The 16,409-nt window shown below is 73.6% G+C and carries 16 protein-coding genes; 4 read left to right on the forward strand and 12 right to left on the reverse strand.

Features of this window, described 5'->3' with window-relative positions; all coding sequences use genetic code 11:
• The first annotated feature begins 55 nt into the window (after positions 1–55).
• Complete coding sequence (locus tag KIK05_RS27100; RefSeq protein WP_214413766.1) at positions 56–781, forward strand: thiazole synthase; 726 nt, start codon at positions 56–58, stop codon at positions 779–781.
• An 85-nt stretch (positions 782–866) separates the two neighbouring features.
• Entirely contained in the window at positions 867–2,813 is a 1,947-nt protein-coding gene (gene pknB / locus KIK05_RS27105) for a Stk1 family PASTA domain-containing Ser/Thr kinase (RefSeq protein ID WP_214413673.1), read from the forward strand.
• Positions 2,814–2,822: 9 nt separating this feature from the next.
• On the opposite strand, the gene alc is transcribed toward pknB, so the two are convergent.
• The 9 genes from alc to uraD are packed head-to-tail and all read right to left on the reverse strand — an operon-like array spanning position 2,823 to position 10,809.
• Entirely contained in the window at positions 2,823–3,794 is a 972-nt protein-coding gene (gene alc, locus KIK05_RS27110; protein ID WP_214413674.1) for an allantoicase, read from the reverse strand.
• A 48-nt stretch (positions 3,795–3,842) separates the two neighbouring features.
• A complete protein-coding gene (gene allB / locus KIK05_RS27115; RefSeq protein WP_214413675.1) occupies positions 3,843–5,141 on the reverse strand; it encodes an allantoinase AllB in 1,299 nt (432 codons plus the stop codon).
• A gap of 37 nt (positions 5,142–5,178) precedes the next feature.
• A complete protein-coding gene (locus KIK05_RS27120; protein ID WP_308250138.1) occupies positions 5,179–6,342 on the reverse strand; it encodes a glycerate kinase in 1,164 nt (387 codons plus the stop codon).
• Positions 6,342–7,718: an 8-oxoguanine deaminase gene (locus tag KIK05_RS27125; protein WP_214413676.1), complete on the reverse strand. Its 1,377-nt coding sequence runs from the start codon at positions 7,716–7,718 to the stop codon at positions 6,342–6,344. The genes KIK05_RS27120 and KIK05_RS27125 overlap by 1 nt, the downstream gene beginning before the upstream one ends.
• Positions 7,719–7,728: 10 nt before the next feature.
• A complete protein-coding gene (locus tag KIK05_RS27130) occupies positions 7,729–8,220 on the reverse strand; it encodes a (2Fe-2S)-binding protein (protein ID WP_214413677.1) in 492 nt (163 codons plus the stop codon).
• The gene (locus KIK05_RS27135; protein ID WP_214413678.1) at positions 8,211–9,086 is read right to left on the reverse strand and encodes an FAD binding domain-containing protein; all 876 of its coding nucleotides are present in this window, start codon (positions 9,084–9,086) and stop codon (positions 8,211–8,213) included. Before KIK05_RS27135 ends, KIK05_RS27130 begins: the two co-directional genes overlap by 10 nt.
• A 9-nt stretch (positions 9,087–9,095) precedes the next feature.
• Positions 9,096–9,959: a factor-independent urate hydroxylase gene (gene pucL, locus KIK05_RS27140; RefSeq protein WP_214413679.1), complete on the reverse strand. Its 864-nt coding sequence runs from the start codon at positions 9,957–9,959 to the stop codon at positions 9,096–9,098.
• A gap of 2 nt (positions 9,960–9,961) precedes the next feature.
• Positions 9,962–10,285 (reverse strand): hydroxyisourate hydrolase, encoded by a 324-nt coding sequence (uraH, locus tag KIK05_RS27145; RefSeq protein WP_214413680.1) that lies wholly within the window; start codon positions 10,283–10,285, stop codon positions 9,962–9,964.
• The gene (uraD, locus tag KIK05_RS27150) at positions 10,282–10,809 is read right to left on the reverse strand and encodes a 2-oxo-4-hydroxy-4-carboxy-5-ureidoimidazoline decarboxylase (protein WP_214413681.1); all 528 of its coding nucleotides are present in this window, start codon (positions 10,807–10,809) and stop codon (positions 10,282–10,284) included. Before uraD ends, uraH begins: the two co-directional genes overlap by 4 nt.
• Positions 10,810–10,969: 160 nt before the next feature.
• Between uraD and KIK05_RS27155 the strand changes: the two genes are divergently transcribed.
• Complete coding sequence (locus KIK05_RS27155; protein ID WP_214413682.1) at positions 10,970–11,809, forward strand: deoxyribonuclease IV; 840 nt, start codon at positions 10,970–10,972, stop codon at positions 11,807–11,809.
• Between the two features lie 558 nt (positions 11,810–12,367).
• Here the strand turns inward: KIK05_RS27155 and KIK05_RS27160 are convergent.
• The 3 genes from KIK05_RS27160 to KIK05_RS27170 all read right to left on the reverse strand — a co-directional run bounded on the left by KIK05_RS27160 (position 12,368) and on the right by KIK05_RS27170 (position 15,064).
• On the reverse strand, positions 12,368–13,159 hold the full coding sequence (locus KIK05_RS27160) for a LytR/AlgR family response regulator transcription factor (protein ID WP_214413683.1): 792 nt from the start codon (positions 13,157–13,159) through the stop codon (positions 12,368–12,370).
• Positions 13,160–13,231: 72 nt separating this feature from the next.
• A complete protein-coding gene (locus tag KIK05_RS27165; RefSeq protein ID WP_214413684.1) occupies positions 13,232–14,410 on the reverse strand; it encodes a sensor histidine kinase in 1,179 nt (392 codons plus the stop codon).
• 45 nt (positions 14,411–14,455) lie between these two features.
• Positions 14,456–15,064, reverse strand: a complete 609-nt coding sequence (locus tag KIK05_RS27170) for a sulfite oxidase-like oxidoreductase (RefSeq protein ID WP_214413685.1) — start codon at positions 15,062–15,064, stop codon at positions 14,456–14,458.
• 307 nt (positions 15,065–15,371) lie between these two features.
• Here KIK05_RS27170 and aroF point away from each other — a divergent pair, with 307 nt between their 5' ends.
• Entirely contained in the window at positions 15,372–16,409 is a 1,038-nt protein-coding gene (gene aroF / locus KIK05_RS27175; RefSeq protein ID WP_214413686.1) for a 3-deoxy-7-phosphoheptulonate synthase, read from the forward strand.

Raw genomic sequence — 16,409 nt, forward strand, 5'->3', positions numbered from 1 at the left:
GTACGGCGACGACGTCCTGGTCATCGGCGGGGAGAAGTTCTCCTCTCGCCTGATCATGGGCACCGGAGGCGCCCCGTCGCTGGAGGTGCTCGACGAGGCGCTGGAGGCGTCCGGCACGGAGATCACCACCGTGGCGATGCGGCGGCTGGACCCGGCCGCGAAGGGGTCGGTGCTCGACGTGCTGCGCCGGCGGGGCGTCAAGGTGCTGCCCAACACGGCCGGCTGCTACACCGCCGGGGAGGCGGTGCTGACCGCGCGCCTGGCCCGCGAGGCGCTCGGCACGCCGTGGGTGAAGCTCGAGGTGATCAGCGACGAGCGGACACTGCTGCCCGACCCGATCGAGACCTTCGACGCCGCCGAGCGGCTGGTGGCCGACGGGTTCGTGGTGCTCCCCTACATCGGCGACGATCCCGCGCTGGCCAGGCGGCTGGAGCAGGCGGGCTGCGCGGCCGTCATGCCGCTCGGCGCGCCCATCGGCTCCGGGCTCGGCATCCGCAACCCGCACAACATCGAGCTGATCGTCGAGGCGGCGGGGGTACCGGTGATCCTCGACGCGGGCATCGGCACGGCGAGCGACGCCGCGCTGGCGATGGAGCTCGGGTGCGACGCGGTCCTGCTGGCCAGCGCGGTGACGCGGGCCCGCAGGCCGGGGCTGATGGCGACGGCGATGAAACAGGCGGTGACGGCGGGCCGTATGGCGCGCCTTGCTGGACGTATTCCTCGTCGGCGGTACGCTGAGGCCTCCTCACCGGCGATCACGCCGGGTGTCAGACGGCCATGAGCCCCTTCCAGACGGGAAAATATGTCGGCATCGGTTTGGGATGTGCTTGCCCTCCCCCCGGCAAACCGCCCGTAAACTCACTCCCGTGGACACGACGGTTACGGACCCCCTTGTAGGGCGGCTGCTGGACAGGCGCTATCGCGTTGAGTCCCGGGTCGCCAGGGGCGGGATGGCCACCGTCTACCTGGCCATGGACATCCGGCTCGACCGCACGGTGGCCCTGAAGGTCATGCACCGCTCCCTCGCCGAGGACCCCGACTTCGTGCGGCGGTTCATCGGCGAGGCGAAGTCCGTCGCGAGCCTGTCGCACCCCAACGTGGTCCACGTCTTCGACCAGGGGACCGACGGCGACCACGTCTACCTGTCGATGGAGTACGTCCCGGGGCGCACCCTGCGCGACGTGCTGCGCGAGCGTGGCCGGCTGCCCGCCCGTGAGGCGCTGGAGATCATGATCCCGGTGCTGGCGGCCCTCGGCGCCGCCCACCAGGCGGGCATGGTGCACCGCGACGTCAAGCCCGAGAACGTCCTGCTCACCGCCGACGGCCGGGTGAAGGTCGTCGACTTCGGACTGGCCCGCGCCATCGAGGGCGGTCACCAGACCAAGACCGGCGTCATGATCGGCACGATCGGCTACATGTCGCCCGAGCAGGTGACCGCCGGGGTGATGGACGCGCGCAGCGACGTGTACGCCGCCGGCGTGATGCTGTTCGAGCTGCTGACCGGCCGGCAGCCCTACGAGGGCGAGAACCCCATGTCGGTGGCCTACCGGCACGTGCACGACAGGGTGCCCGCCCCGTCGGTGCTGGTGCCGGAGATCCCGCCGCAGCTCGACGCGCTGGTGCTCTCGGCGACCGACCGCGACCCGGCCCGCCGGCCGGCCGACGCGACGGCGCTGCTCGTCGCGGCCGTCGAGGCCCACCGCGTGCTGCCCGCCTCTCCGCGCGACAGCGGGGCGCGACCCGCGATGACCGGGCCGGTGTCGGCGGCCTCGCCGACCGTCGTCCACCGGGCGGAGGTCCCGCCGGCCAACGCGACGCTCATCCACTCGCACACCGAGATGCTGACCTCCCCGGCCACGTCCGCGCCGCGCAAGCGGGGCGGCTTCGCCGGTCTGCGGTCCACCTGGTTCCTCGTCGGGCTGGCCGTGGTGATGATCGCGGGCGTCGCCGTCACCGGCTGGTGGTTCTCCCAGGGGCGCTACGTCAAGGTGCCCGACCTTCTCGGCAAGAGCGTCCAGATCGCCAAGGCGGAGGCCGAGCAGAGAGGCTTCGCCGTCAAGATCGGCCCCGCCGAGAACGACAAGCGGGTCGAGGAGGACAAGGTGCTGCGCACCGAGCCCGCCGCCGGGGCGGACGTCCTCAGCGGGGCGCTCATCACGCTCGTCCCCTCGGCCGGTCCGGTCCGGATCGCGGTGCCCAACGTCGTGAACCTCAGCGAGGCCGACGCCCGGGCCAAGATCTCCGAGGCCGGCCTGACCCCCGGCTCGGTCACCCGCGTGCCCGACAGCACCGTGCAGCGGGGGCTGGTGATCCGCACGAGCCCCATGGTCGGCTCCAAGCTCAAGGAGGGCGCCAAGGTCAGCATCGTGCTGAGCGCCGGGCTGGTGATGCCCGACGTCAGCGAGATGCTGTGCGACCAGGCGCAGGGGGTCCTGCAGCAGAAGGGGTTCAACGTCAGCGTCGTGCAGCAGACCGACAACGCCCAGCCCGGCACGGTGATCGCGCAGAACCCGCCCGCCCAGGCCGAGGTCACCGCCGGTCAGGGTGTCCAGCTGACCTGCTCCAAGGGCCCGGACACCGGCTTCCACTGGCCGTGGGAGCGCCAGGACGACGGCACCGGCAACGTCCAGCCGGGCCAGGCCCTGGTCGCCATCCCCAACGTGATGTTCAAGAACGTCAAGGACGCCGTCTCCGAGCTGCAGACGGCCGGCTTCCGGGTCCGCGTGCGGCGCATCGCGGGCTCGGGGGCCGTCGTCGCCGAGAACCCCTCCGGCCAGGCCCCTCAGGGCACCCGCATCACGATCTGGCACTGAGGCCGCCGCTCACACGGCCGGCGTGCCGAGCAGGCGGAGCCGGCCGAGGCCGCCGTCGGGGTGGATGTCGAGGCGCACGTGGGTGGCCACCCGGTCGCCGGGCAGGCGGAAGCGGTGGCGGGTGTCGGGCTGCAGCCTCGTGCGGGGCAGCAGCTCGAACCATTCGGCGTCCCGCTCCGGCCGGTCGTCGCGGATGCGGGCGCCGGTCAGCGAGGCGGCTCCCGGGGCGTTGTAGACCAGGTTGGCGGTGTCGAGCTCGGCGAGGCGTACGACGCCGGGCACGGCCAGCCGTACGATCAGCCAGTCGTTGCCGCCGTCGCGCCGTCGCGCGGTCTCCCAGCCCTCGGCCTGGTGGCGGGGCAGCCCGGGTGCGATGACGTTGGACGGCGAGGAGTAGAACTCGTCGGAGCAGGCGGTGACCAGGGCGCCGTTCTCCAGTGCGGCGAGGTCCATCGTCATCCCCTCGTACAGGCCGAGGTCGGGCGTCACCTCTCCGTGGACGCGCAGCCGCGCGACGCCGCCGTCGGGGAAGATGTTCAGCCGCACGTGGGTGAAGCCGCGGTCCCCGGCGACGTCGAACTCGTGCCGGGCATCACCCGTGAGCGGGCTGCTCGGCACGATCTCCACCCAGTCGGCCCGGCCCAACTCGTCCACCGAGGGGTACCCCTCGGCCCGGCACGCCTCCACCGAGGCGAAGGGCGGGTAGTTGCCGGTGAACCACGCGGTGTCCACCACCACGCGGCGGACGATCCCCGGCATGCCGAGCCGGACGATCGCCCAGTCGTGGCCGGGGCCGCGCCGCCGCCGCGTCTCCCAGCCGTCGTACACCTGGCCCCGCGCCCCGAACGTCCCCGGCTGGAACGCCGGCGGGCCGGGCCTGATCAGCGCCTGGCGTTCGGCGAACGCCTCGTCGCTGGCGGCGACGACCGAGCCGCCGTAGGTGCGCAGCGCGAGGTCGGGGAGTCGGGAGAGGTCTTTCACCGGCGCCTCCGGGGCGGGTCGGGCGGGCGGGGGAAGGACGGCCGGGAGTCACAGCAGTTCCCCGAAAGGGGGGACGGTGCCGGTGACGGGCCGGCCGCGCAGCCAGGTGGCGCGGACGACGCCCGTCAGCGTGCGGCCGTGGTAGGCGGTCACGGGGTTGCGGTGGAGCAGGCGCGCGGCGTCCACGGTGAACTCGGCCGCGTCGTCGAAGGCGACCAGGTCGGCGTCCCGGCCGGGCTCGACGGCCCCTTTGGCGGGCAGGCCGGCCAGCGCGGCGGGCGCGGCGGACATCCACTCGGCCAGATGGGTGAGCCCGTGGCCGCGTGAGCGGGCCTCGGTCCACACGGCGGGCAGGCCGACCTGCAGTGAGGAGATGCCGCCCCAGGCCGCGGCGAAGTCGGGGACCTTCAGGTCGGGGGTGGAGGGCGAGTGGTCGGAGACGACGCAGCTCAGCACCCCGGCCGCCAGGCCCTCCCACAGGCGGTCGCGGTTGCCGGCGTCCCTGATGGGCGGGCAGCACTTGAACTCCGTGCCGCGCACCTGCTCGGCGGTGATGGTCAGGTAGTGGGGGCAGGTCTCTGCGGTGATCCGCACGCCGTCGCGCCGGGCGGCCTCCAGCGGCTCCAGGCAGTCGGCGGAGGACACGTGGAGGATGTGGGCCCGCGCGCCGGTCTCGCGCGCGGCGGCGATCACGCGTTCGACCGCCCGGCGTTCGGCCTCCCCCGGACGAGAGTCGAGGAACTGCGGATATGTCGGGCCGAGGGGGTCGGTGAGCAGGGCGGGGTCCTCGGCGTGCACCAGCATGAGCCCGTCGAAGGCGGCCAGCTCGCGCATCGCGGCCCGCAGGCCCTCACCGTCCAGCGGCGGGAACTCCTCCACGCCCGACGGCGACAGGAAGCACTTGAAGCCGTACACCCCGGCCTCGTGCAGCGGGCGCAGCTCGGCGAGGTTCCCCGGGACCGCGCCGCCCCAGAAGCCCACGTCGACCGCGCACCGGCCGGCCGCCGCCGCCCGCTTGGCGGCGAGCGCGGCGGGGTGGACGGTGGGCGGCAGGGAGTTGAGCGGCATGTCGACGATCGTGGTCACTCCTCCGGCGGCCGCCGCCCTGGTGGCCGTCGCGAACCCCTCCCACTCGCCGCGTCCGGGCTCGTTGACGTGCACGTGGGTGTCGACCAGCCCGGGCAGCAGGCAGACCTCGCCCAGGTCGGCCTGCTCGGCCGCGGGCGCGGGGTCGTCGTACGGCAGCAGCGCGACGATCACCCCGTCCCGTACGGCCACGGCCAGCGGCCGCTCCTCCCCGGGCAGCACGACCCGCCGTGACCGGACGACCAGATCGAAGTCGCTCATCGGCACCGCCCTCCCGGTCCCGGAACCGGCGTGGCCATCACGCGGGGTGGTGTTCGGCGGGCGCCGTGGCGGCCGGGCCGGGCAGCTGTCCGGCGGCGAGGGCGGCGGCGAGGCGTTCCAGGAGCGGGCCGGCCTCGGTCATGCAGCGGCGGGTGTCCGGTTCGATGTCGGTCAGGGCGTACGCCGCCCGGATGCCGGCCGCGCGGAGCCGTCCGTCGGTCAGGGCGCGCCGGCCGCACACCGCGACGACCGGCACCCCCGCCCGCGCCGCGGCGGCCGCGACCCCGGCGGGGGCCTTGCCGCGCAGGGTCTGCTCGTCCAGGGAGCCCTCCCCCGTGACCACCAGCCGCGCCCCGGAGAGCCGCTCCTCGAAACCCAGCAGGTCGAGCAGCAGGCCGATGCCGGGCCTGGTCTCGGCGCCCAGGAAGGCCATGGCGGCGAAGCCGACGCCGCCCGCCGCCCCCGCGCCGGGGTCGTCGCGCACCCGTACCCCCAGTTCGCGCTCGACGACGTCGGCCCAGCGGGTGAGCCCCTCCTCCAGGTGGGCCACCTCGGCCGGGCCCGCGCCCTTCTGCGGCCCGTACACCGCCGCCGCGCCCTCGGGGCCGAGCAGCGGGTTGTCCACGTCGCCGGCCACGACGAACTCCACGCCCTCGGGCCGCGTGAAACCGGACAGGTCCAGGGCGTGCAGGCGGGTCAGCGCGCCCCCTCCGGGGGGCAGCTCCTCGCCGCGGGCGTCCAGCAGCCGTACGCCGAGGGCCCGCGCCATGCCCGCGCCGCCGTCGGTGCAGGCGCTGCCGCCGAGGCCGAGCACCAGCCGCCGTACGCCGTGACGCAGCGCCGCCGCGATCAGCTCGCCCGTGCCACGGCTGCCGGCGGTCAGGGGCGCGAGCCGCCCTCGGGGGAGCCGGTGCAGGCCGGACGCCTCGGCGAGCTCGACGATCGCGACGCCGTCCCGCAGGCCGTAGGCGGCGGTGACCGGCTCACCCGTCGGCCCGCCGACGACGGCCTCGGCCCGCTGGAAGCCGCAGGCGACGGCCGCCTCCACGGTGCCGTCACCGCCGTCGGCGACCGGCATGGTCACGACCGGGACCTCCGGCCGGGCGGCCCGCAGGCCCGCCGCGACCCGGGCCGCGACCTCGACCGCCCCGAGCGAGCCCTTGAACTTGTCCGGCGCGACCAGCACATGTCCTGAATGCACTACAAGCCCCTCTCGGCGGCCAGGCGGGTGAGGCGGCGGTGGGCGTCCGCTCCGGCGCGCGCGGCGACGTCCTGGGGGACGGTGCGCAGCTCGCCGTCCTCCACCAGGGTCTCGCCGCCGACGAGCACGCGGGCCACCGGGAGCGTGCCGCCGAAGACCAGCGCGGCGACCGGGTCGTCGACGGCGGCGGCGAAGCCGTCGACGCGCCACAGCACGATGTCGGCCAGCTTGCCGGGCTCCAGGGAGCCGATCTCGTCCTGGCGTCCGAGGCATCGGGCCCCGCTGAGGGTCGCCATCTCCAGCGCCTGCCGGGCCGTCAGCGCCCCCGGGCCGTACCTGGCGCGCTGGAAGAGCACGGCCTGCCGCATCTCGCCGGCCTGCGGCGTGAGCTCGCTGGAGGCGGCGCCGTCCACGCCCAGCCCGACGATCGCGCCGGCCCGCAGCATCTCCGACACCCGCGCGATGCCCGCCCCGAGGCGTCCGTTGGAGCTCGGGCAGTGGGCCGTGCCGGTGCCGGTGGCGGCGAAGCGCCGGATGTCGCGGTCGTGCAGGTGGACGGCGTGGGCGACCCAGACGTCGGGGCCGAGCCAGCCGAGCTTGTCCATGTACTCGACCGGGGTGCACCCCATCTGGGCGAGGCAGTGCTCCTCCTCGTCGAGGGTCTCCGACAGGTGGGTGTGCAGGCGTACGCCCTTGTCGCGGGCCAGCGCGGCGGCCTCGGTCATCAGCTCCTCGCTGACGGAGAACGGCGAGCAGGGCGCGACCGCGATCCGCAGCCTGGAGTCCGGCGAGGGGTCGTGGTAGGTGTCGACGGCGTCGGCCGTGGCGGCGAGGATGTCCTCCAGGGTCTCCACGACCTCGTCGGGCGGCAGGCCGCCCTGCGAGGCGCCCCGGTCCATGGAGCCGCGGCACGGGTGGAAGCGCAGGCCGAGGGCTCGGGCGGCCTCGATCTCGGCGGCGAACAGATCGCCGCGGCCCTTGGGGAAGACGTAGTGGTGGTCGGCGGTCGTGGTGCAGCCCGACAGGGCCAGCCACGCGAGCCCGGCGGTGGCCGCCCCCTGGACGACCTCGGCGTCCATGGCGGCCCACACCCGGTAGAGCGCGGTCAGCCACTCGAACAGGGTGGCGTCCTGGGCGACGCCCTGGGAGGCCCACTGGTAGAGGTGGTGGTGGGTGTTCACCAGGCCCGGCGTCGCGAGGCAGCCGCGCCCGTCGATCGTGGTGGCCCCCGGCACGGACGGCGCGGGCCCTTCGCCGAGCGCCACGATCCGGCCGTCCCTGAGGTGGACGTAGCCGCGCCCGATCTCCGGGCCCGCCACCGGCGCGACCGCCGCGTTCTCGATGAGGATCTCCCTCGCCACGCTCCCGGACGTCATCCCGCTCCTCTCACTCTCGATCATCCCCGCCTCTTCCACCTTCCCCACGGGCGGCGGCGAGTCTCACGGCGCTGAGGATCTTTTCGTAGCCGGTGCAGCGGCACAGGTTGCCGGCGAGGGCCTCGCGGATGTCGGCGTCGGTGGGGGCGGGCACGCGCCGGAGGAGGTCGTGGGCCTGGACGAGCAGGCCCGGGGTGCAGAAGCCGCACTGCACGGCCCCGCACTCCACGAACGCCTCCTGGATCGGGTCCAGGCGGTCGCCGTCGGCGAGCCCCTCGACCGTGCGCACCTCGCGGCCCTCCGCCTGGCCCGCCGCGACCAGGCACGCGCAGACCGGGACCCCGTCGAGGTAGACCGTGCACGAGCCGCACTCGCCCTGCTCGCAGGCGTTCTTGGAGCCGGGCAGTCCGGCCCGCTCGCGCAGCACGTACAGCAGGCTCTCGCCCTCCCAGACGTTGTCGACGGTCTCGGGCCTGCCGTTGACGATGAGGTTCACGCGCACGCGGCCACCTCCTCGCGGTAGTCGTTCCAGGCCCAGGTGAGAGTGCGGCGTGCCAGCACCGCGATCGCGTGGCGGCGGTAGGCGGCGGTGCCCCTGACGTCGTCGATGGGGGAGGCCGCCCCGGCGGCCAGCTCGCCGAACCGCGCCACCAGCGCCGGCTCCAGCGGGGCGGCGCCGGTCCAGTCGAGCTCGGCGGCGAGGAACTCCTCGGCGGCCAGGGCCCGGCGCGGCGTCGGGGCCGCCGACCCGATACCGGTGCCGGCGCGGCGTTCGGCCGGGTGGAGCGCGATCGCGAACGAGCAGACGGCGATCACCATGGCGTTGCGGGTGCCGACCTTGGAGAAGTACTGCGGGCCGGCGGCCGGGGGCACCCAGAAGGCGCGGATCAGCTCGTCGGGCGCCAGGGCGTTGCGCTTCACCCCGAGGTAGAAGTCGGCGGCGGGGATCATGCGCGTGCCCCTCGCGGCGGACTCGGCCTCGATGACGGCGCCGGCGGCGAGCAACGGCGGGTGGGCGTCCCCCGCCGGGGAGGCGGCGCCGAGGTTGCCGCCGACCGAGCCCCGGTTGCGGATCTGCGGCGACCCGACCGTGCGGGCCGCCTGGGCGAGCCCCGGCAGCCGGTCCCCCAGCTCGGCGATGAGGCGGGCGTACGGGACGCCCGCGCCGACGCGCAGCCGTCCGTCGCCGGCGACCTCCCAGCGGCCGAGCTCGCCGACGCGGGTCAGGTCCAGCAGCGCGGCCGGGCGCCGCACGTCGAAGTTGATCTCGACCATGACGTCGGTGCCGCCCTGGATGGGCACCGCCTCGGGTGTGCCGGCCCGGGCGGCGAGCGCGTCGCCCCAGGTGGCGGGTCGCAGGAATTCCATCGGCGCTCCCTAGTCCCAGGCCGGGCCCGCCGCCGGCGCGCGGTCGTCGAGCACGGTGCCCTCGATCAGCCCGTACGGACGGTCGGCGGCGTGGTAGACCTCGTTGTCGTTGTCCAGGCCGAAGGGGGTGAGATCGACGAGGAAGTGGTGCTTGTTGGGCAGTGCCAGCCGTACCTCGCAGATCTCCGGGCAGGTGGTGAGCACGTGGCCGCCCATGGCGTACAGGGTCTGCTGGAGGGAGAGGCTGTGGGTGCCGGTGAAGGCCTCCACGAGGCAGCGGCGCGCCTCTTCATACGATTTCCCGAAATGGCGGGAATCGGGGGACGCGTACCGCCAGCGGGCGTCCACGGCGGTGGCGAGGACGCGGTCGGTGGCCGGCGGCAGCGTGGTGTACCGGTCGCGGACGAAGCCGTGGAACTCCGAGCCCGTGGTGTTCAGCAGCACCAGGTCACGCAGCCCGGACACCACCGTGGAGGTGCCGTCGCGGTCGTGGTGCACCACGCACGTCCGCACCTCGGCCCCCGACCGGGCGAACGAGTGCGGCCCCCGGCGCTCCCAGGAGTACTCCTCCACCTCCACCCGGGCATGGTGGATCGTCGGCTGGGACTCGACGAAGTGCGCGGCCAGCAGGAGGGCGAAGTCCTCGATCTGCCCGATGCCGTGCTCGCGGGCGAAGGCGTAGACGGTGTTCTTCTGCGAGTCGGTCGGCAGCACCGCCGAGTTGTCGCCGCTGAGGTGCACCTCGCGCATGTCGCCCGACAGCGAGACGCCGACGTTGCAGTCCTTGATGTGGTGGACCTCGCCGTCGCGGGTCACGCGCACCACGCGGGTCTCCGCCTTGCCGTAACGGTTCGGCCCGAGCACGACGGCCATCGCTAGCTCCCTCGGTAGGTCGAGTAGGCGAACGGGCTGAGCAGCAGCGGCACGTGGTAGTGCTCCGCCGGATCGTCGATCACGAACGTCACGACGACCTCGGGATAGAACCCGGCCGTGCCGCACCGGGCGAAGTAGGCGCCGGTGTCGAAGACCAGGCGGTGGACGCCCTTCCCGGGCTCCCCGTCCGGCAGCCAGTCGCGCAGCCGGCCGTCGTGGTCAGTCACGCCCGCGGCGACCAGGCGGTCGCCCCGGTACAAGCTCACGCCCACCCCCTCGGCGGGGTGCCCGGTGCCGGAGTCCAGGACGTGGGTGGACAGGCTCACCTCTCCCCCTCCCGCCCGTCGTCGCCGAGCAGCCTCGCCACCCGCAGCCGGGTGATCTCGGCCAGTTCCTCGCGGACGACGGCGCGCTCGGTCTCCTCGTCGTTGGTCAGCCGCCCGGTGAGCCGGTCGAGCATCTCCTCGGCCGACAATCCCGTGGCGCAGACCAGGTACACGTGCCCGAAACGCTGCTCGTACAGGAAGTTGGCCGCCGCCAGCTCCGCCAGCACCCGCCGGTCGGCGCCCACCGTCCCCGCCTGCTCGTCGCGGGACCAGGACGACTCCCGGCCGGCGCCGGCCGCACGCTCGCCGATGCGCGGGTGGGCGGCGAGGGCTTCCAGCACGTCGGGCCAGTCCAGGGCGCGGACGGAGGCCGCGGCCGCGGCGGCGAGATCGTCCGCGCCGTCGTACGGGCGCCCGGCGGCGACGCGGCGGGCGAACGCGCGGGAGGCGCAGCAGCTCAGCAGCTCCCGCTCCGCCTGCGGCGGGCTCAGGGCGTTGAGGGCCGCGAGCGTGTGGTTCGGCATGTCAGCAAGTAGACAGCGGCCGGCGGGCGGGGTCCAGCGACAGGAACTCCCAAGCGGGCCAACGCGCGGCCATGACTTTTCGTGTCATGCTCCAAGTGGGCCCGGTGGGGGGGCCTCGGCCGCGAGGTCACCGTCCCGTCTCTCATAAGCTGGACGCATCATGACCGTTACCACTCTCATCGGCGGCCACGCGCTGGTCGCGGGCGGTCTCGCCACCGGCGGCCTGCGCTACGCCGCCGAGATCGAAGCCGAGATCATCCAGGTCTTCGTGACCAACCCCCGCGGCTGGGCCCTGGCGGAGGGCAAGCCGTCCGAGGACGCCGCCCTGCGCGAGTCCGGCGTGCCGGTGTTCGTCCACACGCCCTATCTCGTCAACATGGGCTCGCCGAGCGCCGACACGCTCGAGAAGTCGATCCTCACCATCCGGCACAACCTGCGGCGCGGGGTGGAGGTCGGCGCGCTCGGCGTGGTCGTCCACACGGGTTCGGCGGTCAGCCAGTCGCGTGACGACGCGTTGCGCCAGTTGCACGAGCAGTTGCTACCGCTGCTGGAGGAGATCCCCGACGACGGCCCCGATCTGCTGCTGGAGCCGATGGCGGGCCAGGGGCAGATGCTGTGCGCCACGGTGCAGGACCTCGGGCCGTACCTCGAAGCCCTGGAGCACCACCCCAAGGCGAACGTCTGCCTGGACACCTGCCACGCCTACGCCGCCGGGCACGACCTGGCCGCCCCCGGCGGGGTGGCCGCGATGCTGGAGGCCCTCCACGAGGTCGCGCCGGGACGGCTGAAGCTTATCCACGCCAACGACTCCAAGGACGTGTGCGGCTCCAAGAAGGACCGTCACGAGAACATCGGCGCGGGCCACATCGGCACGGAGGCCTTCGCTGAGCTCATGCGCCACCCGGTCGCGGCGGGCGTCCCGCTCTGCATCGAGACCCCGGGCAAGGCCGACAAACACCGCGACGACATCCTGCTGCTGAAGAAACTCCGCGACGGCTGACCGCGGCTCCCGTCCGCCGAGCGGAGCGAGGCGATCGAACCCGCGAGGGGCGCGGCGGTGGGGTGAGGAGGAGGTAGGGCGAGAACGAGCCCGGACGACGACGAAGCCCGCCGCCTCAAGGAGCGCCTCTCGCCGCCGAGCGGAGGCGAGGCCGTTGAGCACGGCGGGGTGTTCGCCGACGGGATCCGGCCGCCCCCCAATGGCCGGATCACGTCCGGGGCCTCGCGGCCGACCGGCGAACACCCCGCCCCGCCGAGGCCGACGGGCCCTACCCCCCGGTAAGGGCCCGGCGGCCGTTGGGGCGACCTCCACGCTCGTGGCGGTCGCCGCGGGCCTGCGCGGCCAAGGTCTTCCGGCCCTGTAGGGCGGGTGTCCCCCCTGGTCACGCAGTGTGGCTCTGCGGTGCCGACGACATTACGGCGGGTCATCGGCGCCGCGCGGCCGGTTTGCCGCCGTCTCGCTGAACGGTCTGTAGTCAGCGATGTGCGGAACGTCACGGCGCGACGAGCGGCGCGTGGCGGCCGACGAGCGGCAGGCGGGGGCTCGCGACGGCCGCGATCAGCGGCCGGCGGGCGCGGTCTCCCGCCCGAACGCCTCGGAGGTGGCGGGCGCGGGCCCGCGGAACTGCCGGACGAGCTGCTCGCGGACCCGCCGGCTGTGACGGCGGCTCACCGGGAGGATGGTGTCTCCCACGCGCAGCACGATGCGCCCCTCGTCGAACCGCATCTCGGTGACGTGCCGCGCCGACACGAGCGTGCTGCGGTGGATCCTGATGAAGCCCGAGGCGGCCCAGCGGCGCTCCAGGGCCGCCAGCGGCATGCGGACCAGGTGGGTGCCCCCGGCGGTGTGCAGGCGGACGTAGTCGCCGCTGGCCTCGGCGTAGAAGACGGCGTGCTGGGGGACGAAGCTCGTGCGCCCGCTCAGCTCGACCGGGATCACGTCGTCGAGCGGCGCCTCGGTGGCCGGCGGGCCGTACGCGGCCGACTCCAGGCGCCGTACGGCCTCGGCGACCCGCTCGGGACGCAGCGGCTTGAGGAGGTAGTCGACGGCCTCCAGCTCGAAGGCCTGCACCGCGCGGTCGTCGTGCGCGGTCACGAAGACGAGCTTGGGCGGGTTGGGGAAGGCGCCCACCAGCCGGGCGAGGTCGAGGCCGTCGAGGCCGGGCATGCGGATGTCGAGGAAGACGCTGTCGAGCCGCTCGCCGGCGCCGATCATGGCGACCATGTCGTGCAGCGCGGCGACCGGGTCGGAGGCCGTCAGGACCTGCTCGACGCGGCTGTCCTGCTGGAGGAGATAGGCGAGCTCCGACAGCGCGTGCACCTCGTCGTCAACCGCCAAGACACGAAGCATGGCACAACGCTGCCGTGCCCGCCCACCGGCAGGCAAGAGGCGTCACAACATCATGTAGTCGATCCGTCGCCTTCAGTCATGACTTGGACGGGTTTTCGGCACACGCATCCGCACCGTCGTGCCCTCGCCCGGCGCGGTGTCGATCACCAGACCGTACTCCTCGCCGTAGATCTGGCGCAGCCGGACGTCGACGTTGGCCAGGCCGATGCCCCCCATGTCGCCGCTCGGCGGCTCGCCGTCGAGCATCTCGCGGACCCGCTCGGGGTCCATCCCGGTGCCGTCGTCCTCGACGGTGATGTGGACCTCGTCGCCGACGTCGCGCACCACGACGTTCACCTCTCCCGCGCCGCCGCCCCGGCGGATGCCGTGGGTGATGGCGTTCTCGACGATGGGCTGCAGGCACAGGAACGGCACCGGAACCGGCAGCACCTCGGGCACGACGTCGACGACGAAGCGCAGCTTCTCGCCGAACCGGGCCCGCTCGAGCAGTAGGTAGCGGTCGACGCAGGTCAGCTCGTCGGACAGCGTGGTGAAGTCGCCGGCGCGGCGCAGGGCGTGCCGGGCGAAGTCGGCGAAGTCGAGCAGCAGCTCGCGGGCCCGGTCGGGATCGGTGCGGGTGAAGGAGGCGATGGTGGCCAGGGAGTTGCAGACGAAGTGGGGCGAGATCTGCGCCCGCAGGGCCCGCGTCTCGGCCGACAGCGCCCGCCGCCGGGTGGCGTCGAGCTCGGCCAGCTCCAGCTGCCCGGACGCCCACTTGCCGACCTCGGCCGTCGCGCGGACGACGGCCGCGCTGACGTGCTCGTCGTAGGCCGCCAGCGCCCCGATGACGCGCCCGTCGACGGTGAGCGGCACCATGACGGCGCTGCGGATGGCGCAGTCGTCGGCCTCGCAGAACAGCTCGTCCCCGGCGACCAGGTGGGGCCGCCCTCCCGCGAGCATGCCGTGGACGTGCCCGAGCAGGTCACGGACGTGCTCCTCCCCCGGCTGCTCCCAGGTGCCCTCGAAGGCCAGCAGCTGGTCGGTGGAGGTCACCGCAAGCCCGGCCGTGCCCACCAGGGCCCGCAGATGGCGTACGACCCTGCGGGCGGAGTCGCGGGCGAGCCCGGCCCGCAGGTAGGGGGCGGCCATCGCGGCGAGGTGCAGCGTGGCGAACGTCGCGCCGTCGCCCCGCTCCCCCTCTCCGCGGCGCCCCAGGCCGTATCCCACGAGGCCGCTGAGGACGCAGAGCAATGCCCAGCCGGTATGGAACATGCGGGCAACCGTAATGGGCGACGTAACGTGATCGTGGCCGAACGGTCACTGTGGGCCGTCGCCGGGCTCCTCCTGGTACGAATAGCGCTGCTCACGCCACGGGTCGCCGATGTTGTGGTAGCCGCGCTCCTCCCAGAACCCCCGGCGGTCCTCCAGGAGATATTCGACCGCGCGCACCCATTTCACGCTCTTCCAGGCGTAAAGGTGGGGGACGACGATGCGTACGGGGTGGCCGCGGTCGGGCGAGAGCGGCTTCTCGTCGAGCTCGGTGGCGAAGAGAGTGGAGTCGCGGCCGAAGTCGTCGATGCGGAGGTTGGCGCTGTAGCCGTACTCCCCCCAGATCATGACGTGGCTCACTCCCGGGTCGGGCGGCGCGGCCTCCATCAGGGCCTTGGCGGACACCCCGGCCCACTCGTTCCCCATGAGCGAGAACTTGGTGACGCAGTGGAAGTCGGCGATGACCGTCACGCGCGGCAGGGCGGAGAACTCCGGCCAGGTGAAGCGGATCTCCTCTCCACCGGCGGTGGCCCCGAACACCGAGAGGCTCCAGCGCTCCGGCCGGAACTGCGGGACCCTGCCGTAGTGGATGACCGGGCGGCCACGCGGGACGTACTGCCCGGGGGGCAGTCGAGATTCCTCGGTTGGATCCGGCACGCAGCAATCCTGCCACCGCCGGGTCGACCACGTGTCATCGGCTCCCCACTAGCCACGCCGGGAAGGGGTCCCCCTGATTGACAAGGCAAGGGGGCCCGGACGGGGGGTGCGCCGGCGGGGATGCGCTACACTCGTCCGCGATGCGTACATCTTTCGAGTTTTGGTATGGCGACGGACCCGTGGAGCGGACCGTTCGCCGTCAGATGCTGCGCTGACAGGCAAACGTCGACGAAGGCCCCGGGTCCACACGGACCCGGGGCCTTCTCGTCGTTCCGGGAAGCCATCAACGCGAGAAAGGGCACCACCAATGGTCATCGTCATGGCAGCCGAGGGCACCCAGCAGGACGTCGACGCGATCGTCGAACTGGTCGCCAAGGCGGGCGGGGACGCCTTCGTCAGCCGCGGCGTCAGCCGTACGATCATCGGTCTCGTGGGCGACGTCGAACAGTTCGGCTCCCTCAACCTCAAGAGCATGCCGGGCGTGGCCGAGGTGATGCGCGTCTCCACCCCGTACAAGCTGGTGAGCCGTGAGAACCATCCGGAGAGATCGACCGTGCGCGTGGGCGGGGTGCCCATCGGCCCCGAGACGGTCACGCTGATCGCCGGGCCCTGCGCGGTGGAGACGCACGACCAGACGCTGGCGGCGGCGCGGATGGCGCAGGCGGCCGGGGCCACGCTGCTGCGCGGCGGCGCCTACAAGCCGCGCACCTCGCCGTACGCCTTCCAGGGGCTCGGCGAGGCGGGGCTGCGCATCCTGGCCGACGTGCGGGAGGAGACGGGGCTGCCGGTGGTCACCGAGGTGGTCGACGCCCACGACGTCGAGCTGGTGGCCTCCTACGCCGACATGCTGCAGGTCGGCACCCGCAACGCGCAGAACTTCGGGCTGCTGCAGGCCGTCGGGTCGGTCGGCAGGCCGGTCATGCTCAAGCGCGGCATGAGCGCCACCATCGAGGAGTGGCTCATGGCGGCCGAGTACATCGCGCAGCGGGGCAACCTCGACATCGTGCTGTGCGAGCGCGGCATCCGCACGTTCGAGACCGCCACCCGCAACACGCTGGACGTCTCGGCCGTGCCGGTGGTACAGCGGCTCTCCCACCTGCCGGTGATCATCGACCCGTCGCACTCGGGCGGCCGCCGCGACCTGGTGCTCCCGCTGACCCGGTCCGCGATCGCCGTGGGCGCCGACGGCGTGATCATCGACGTGCACCCCCGCCCGGAGCAGGCGCTCTGCGACGGCCCCCAGGCGCTGGTCGACGGCGACCTCGACGAGCTGGCCGTCATCATGAGGGACTTCCCGCCGCTCCTCGGCCGTACCGCCGCCACCACCCTCACCCCCGTCGCCTGA

The organism is Sphaerisporangium fuscum, from assembly GCF_018531465.1.
GTDB lineage: Bacteria > Actinomycetota > Actinomycetes > Streptosporangiales > Streptosporangiaceae > Sphaerisporangium > Sphaerisporangium fuscum.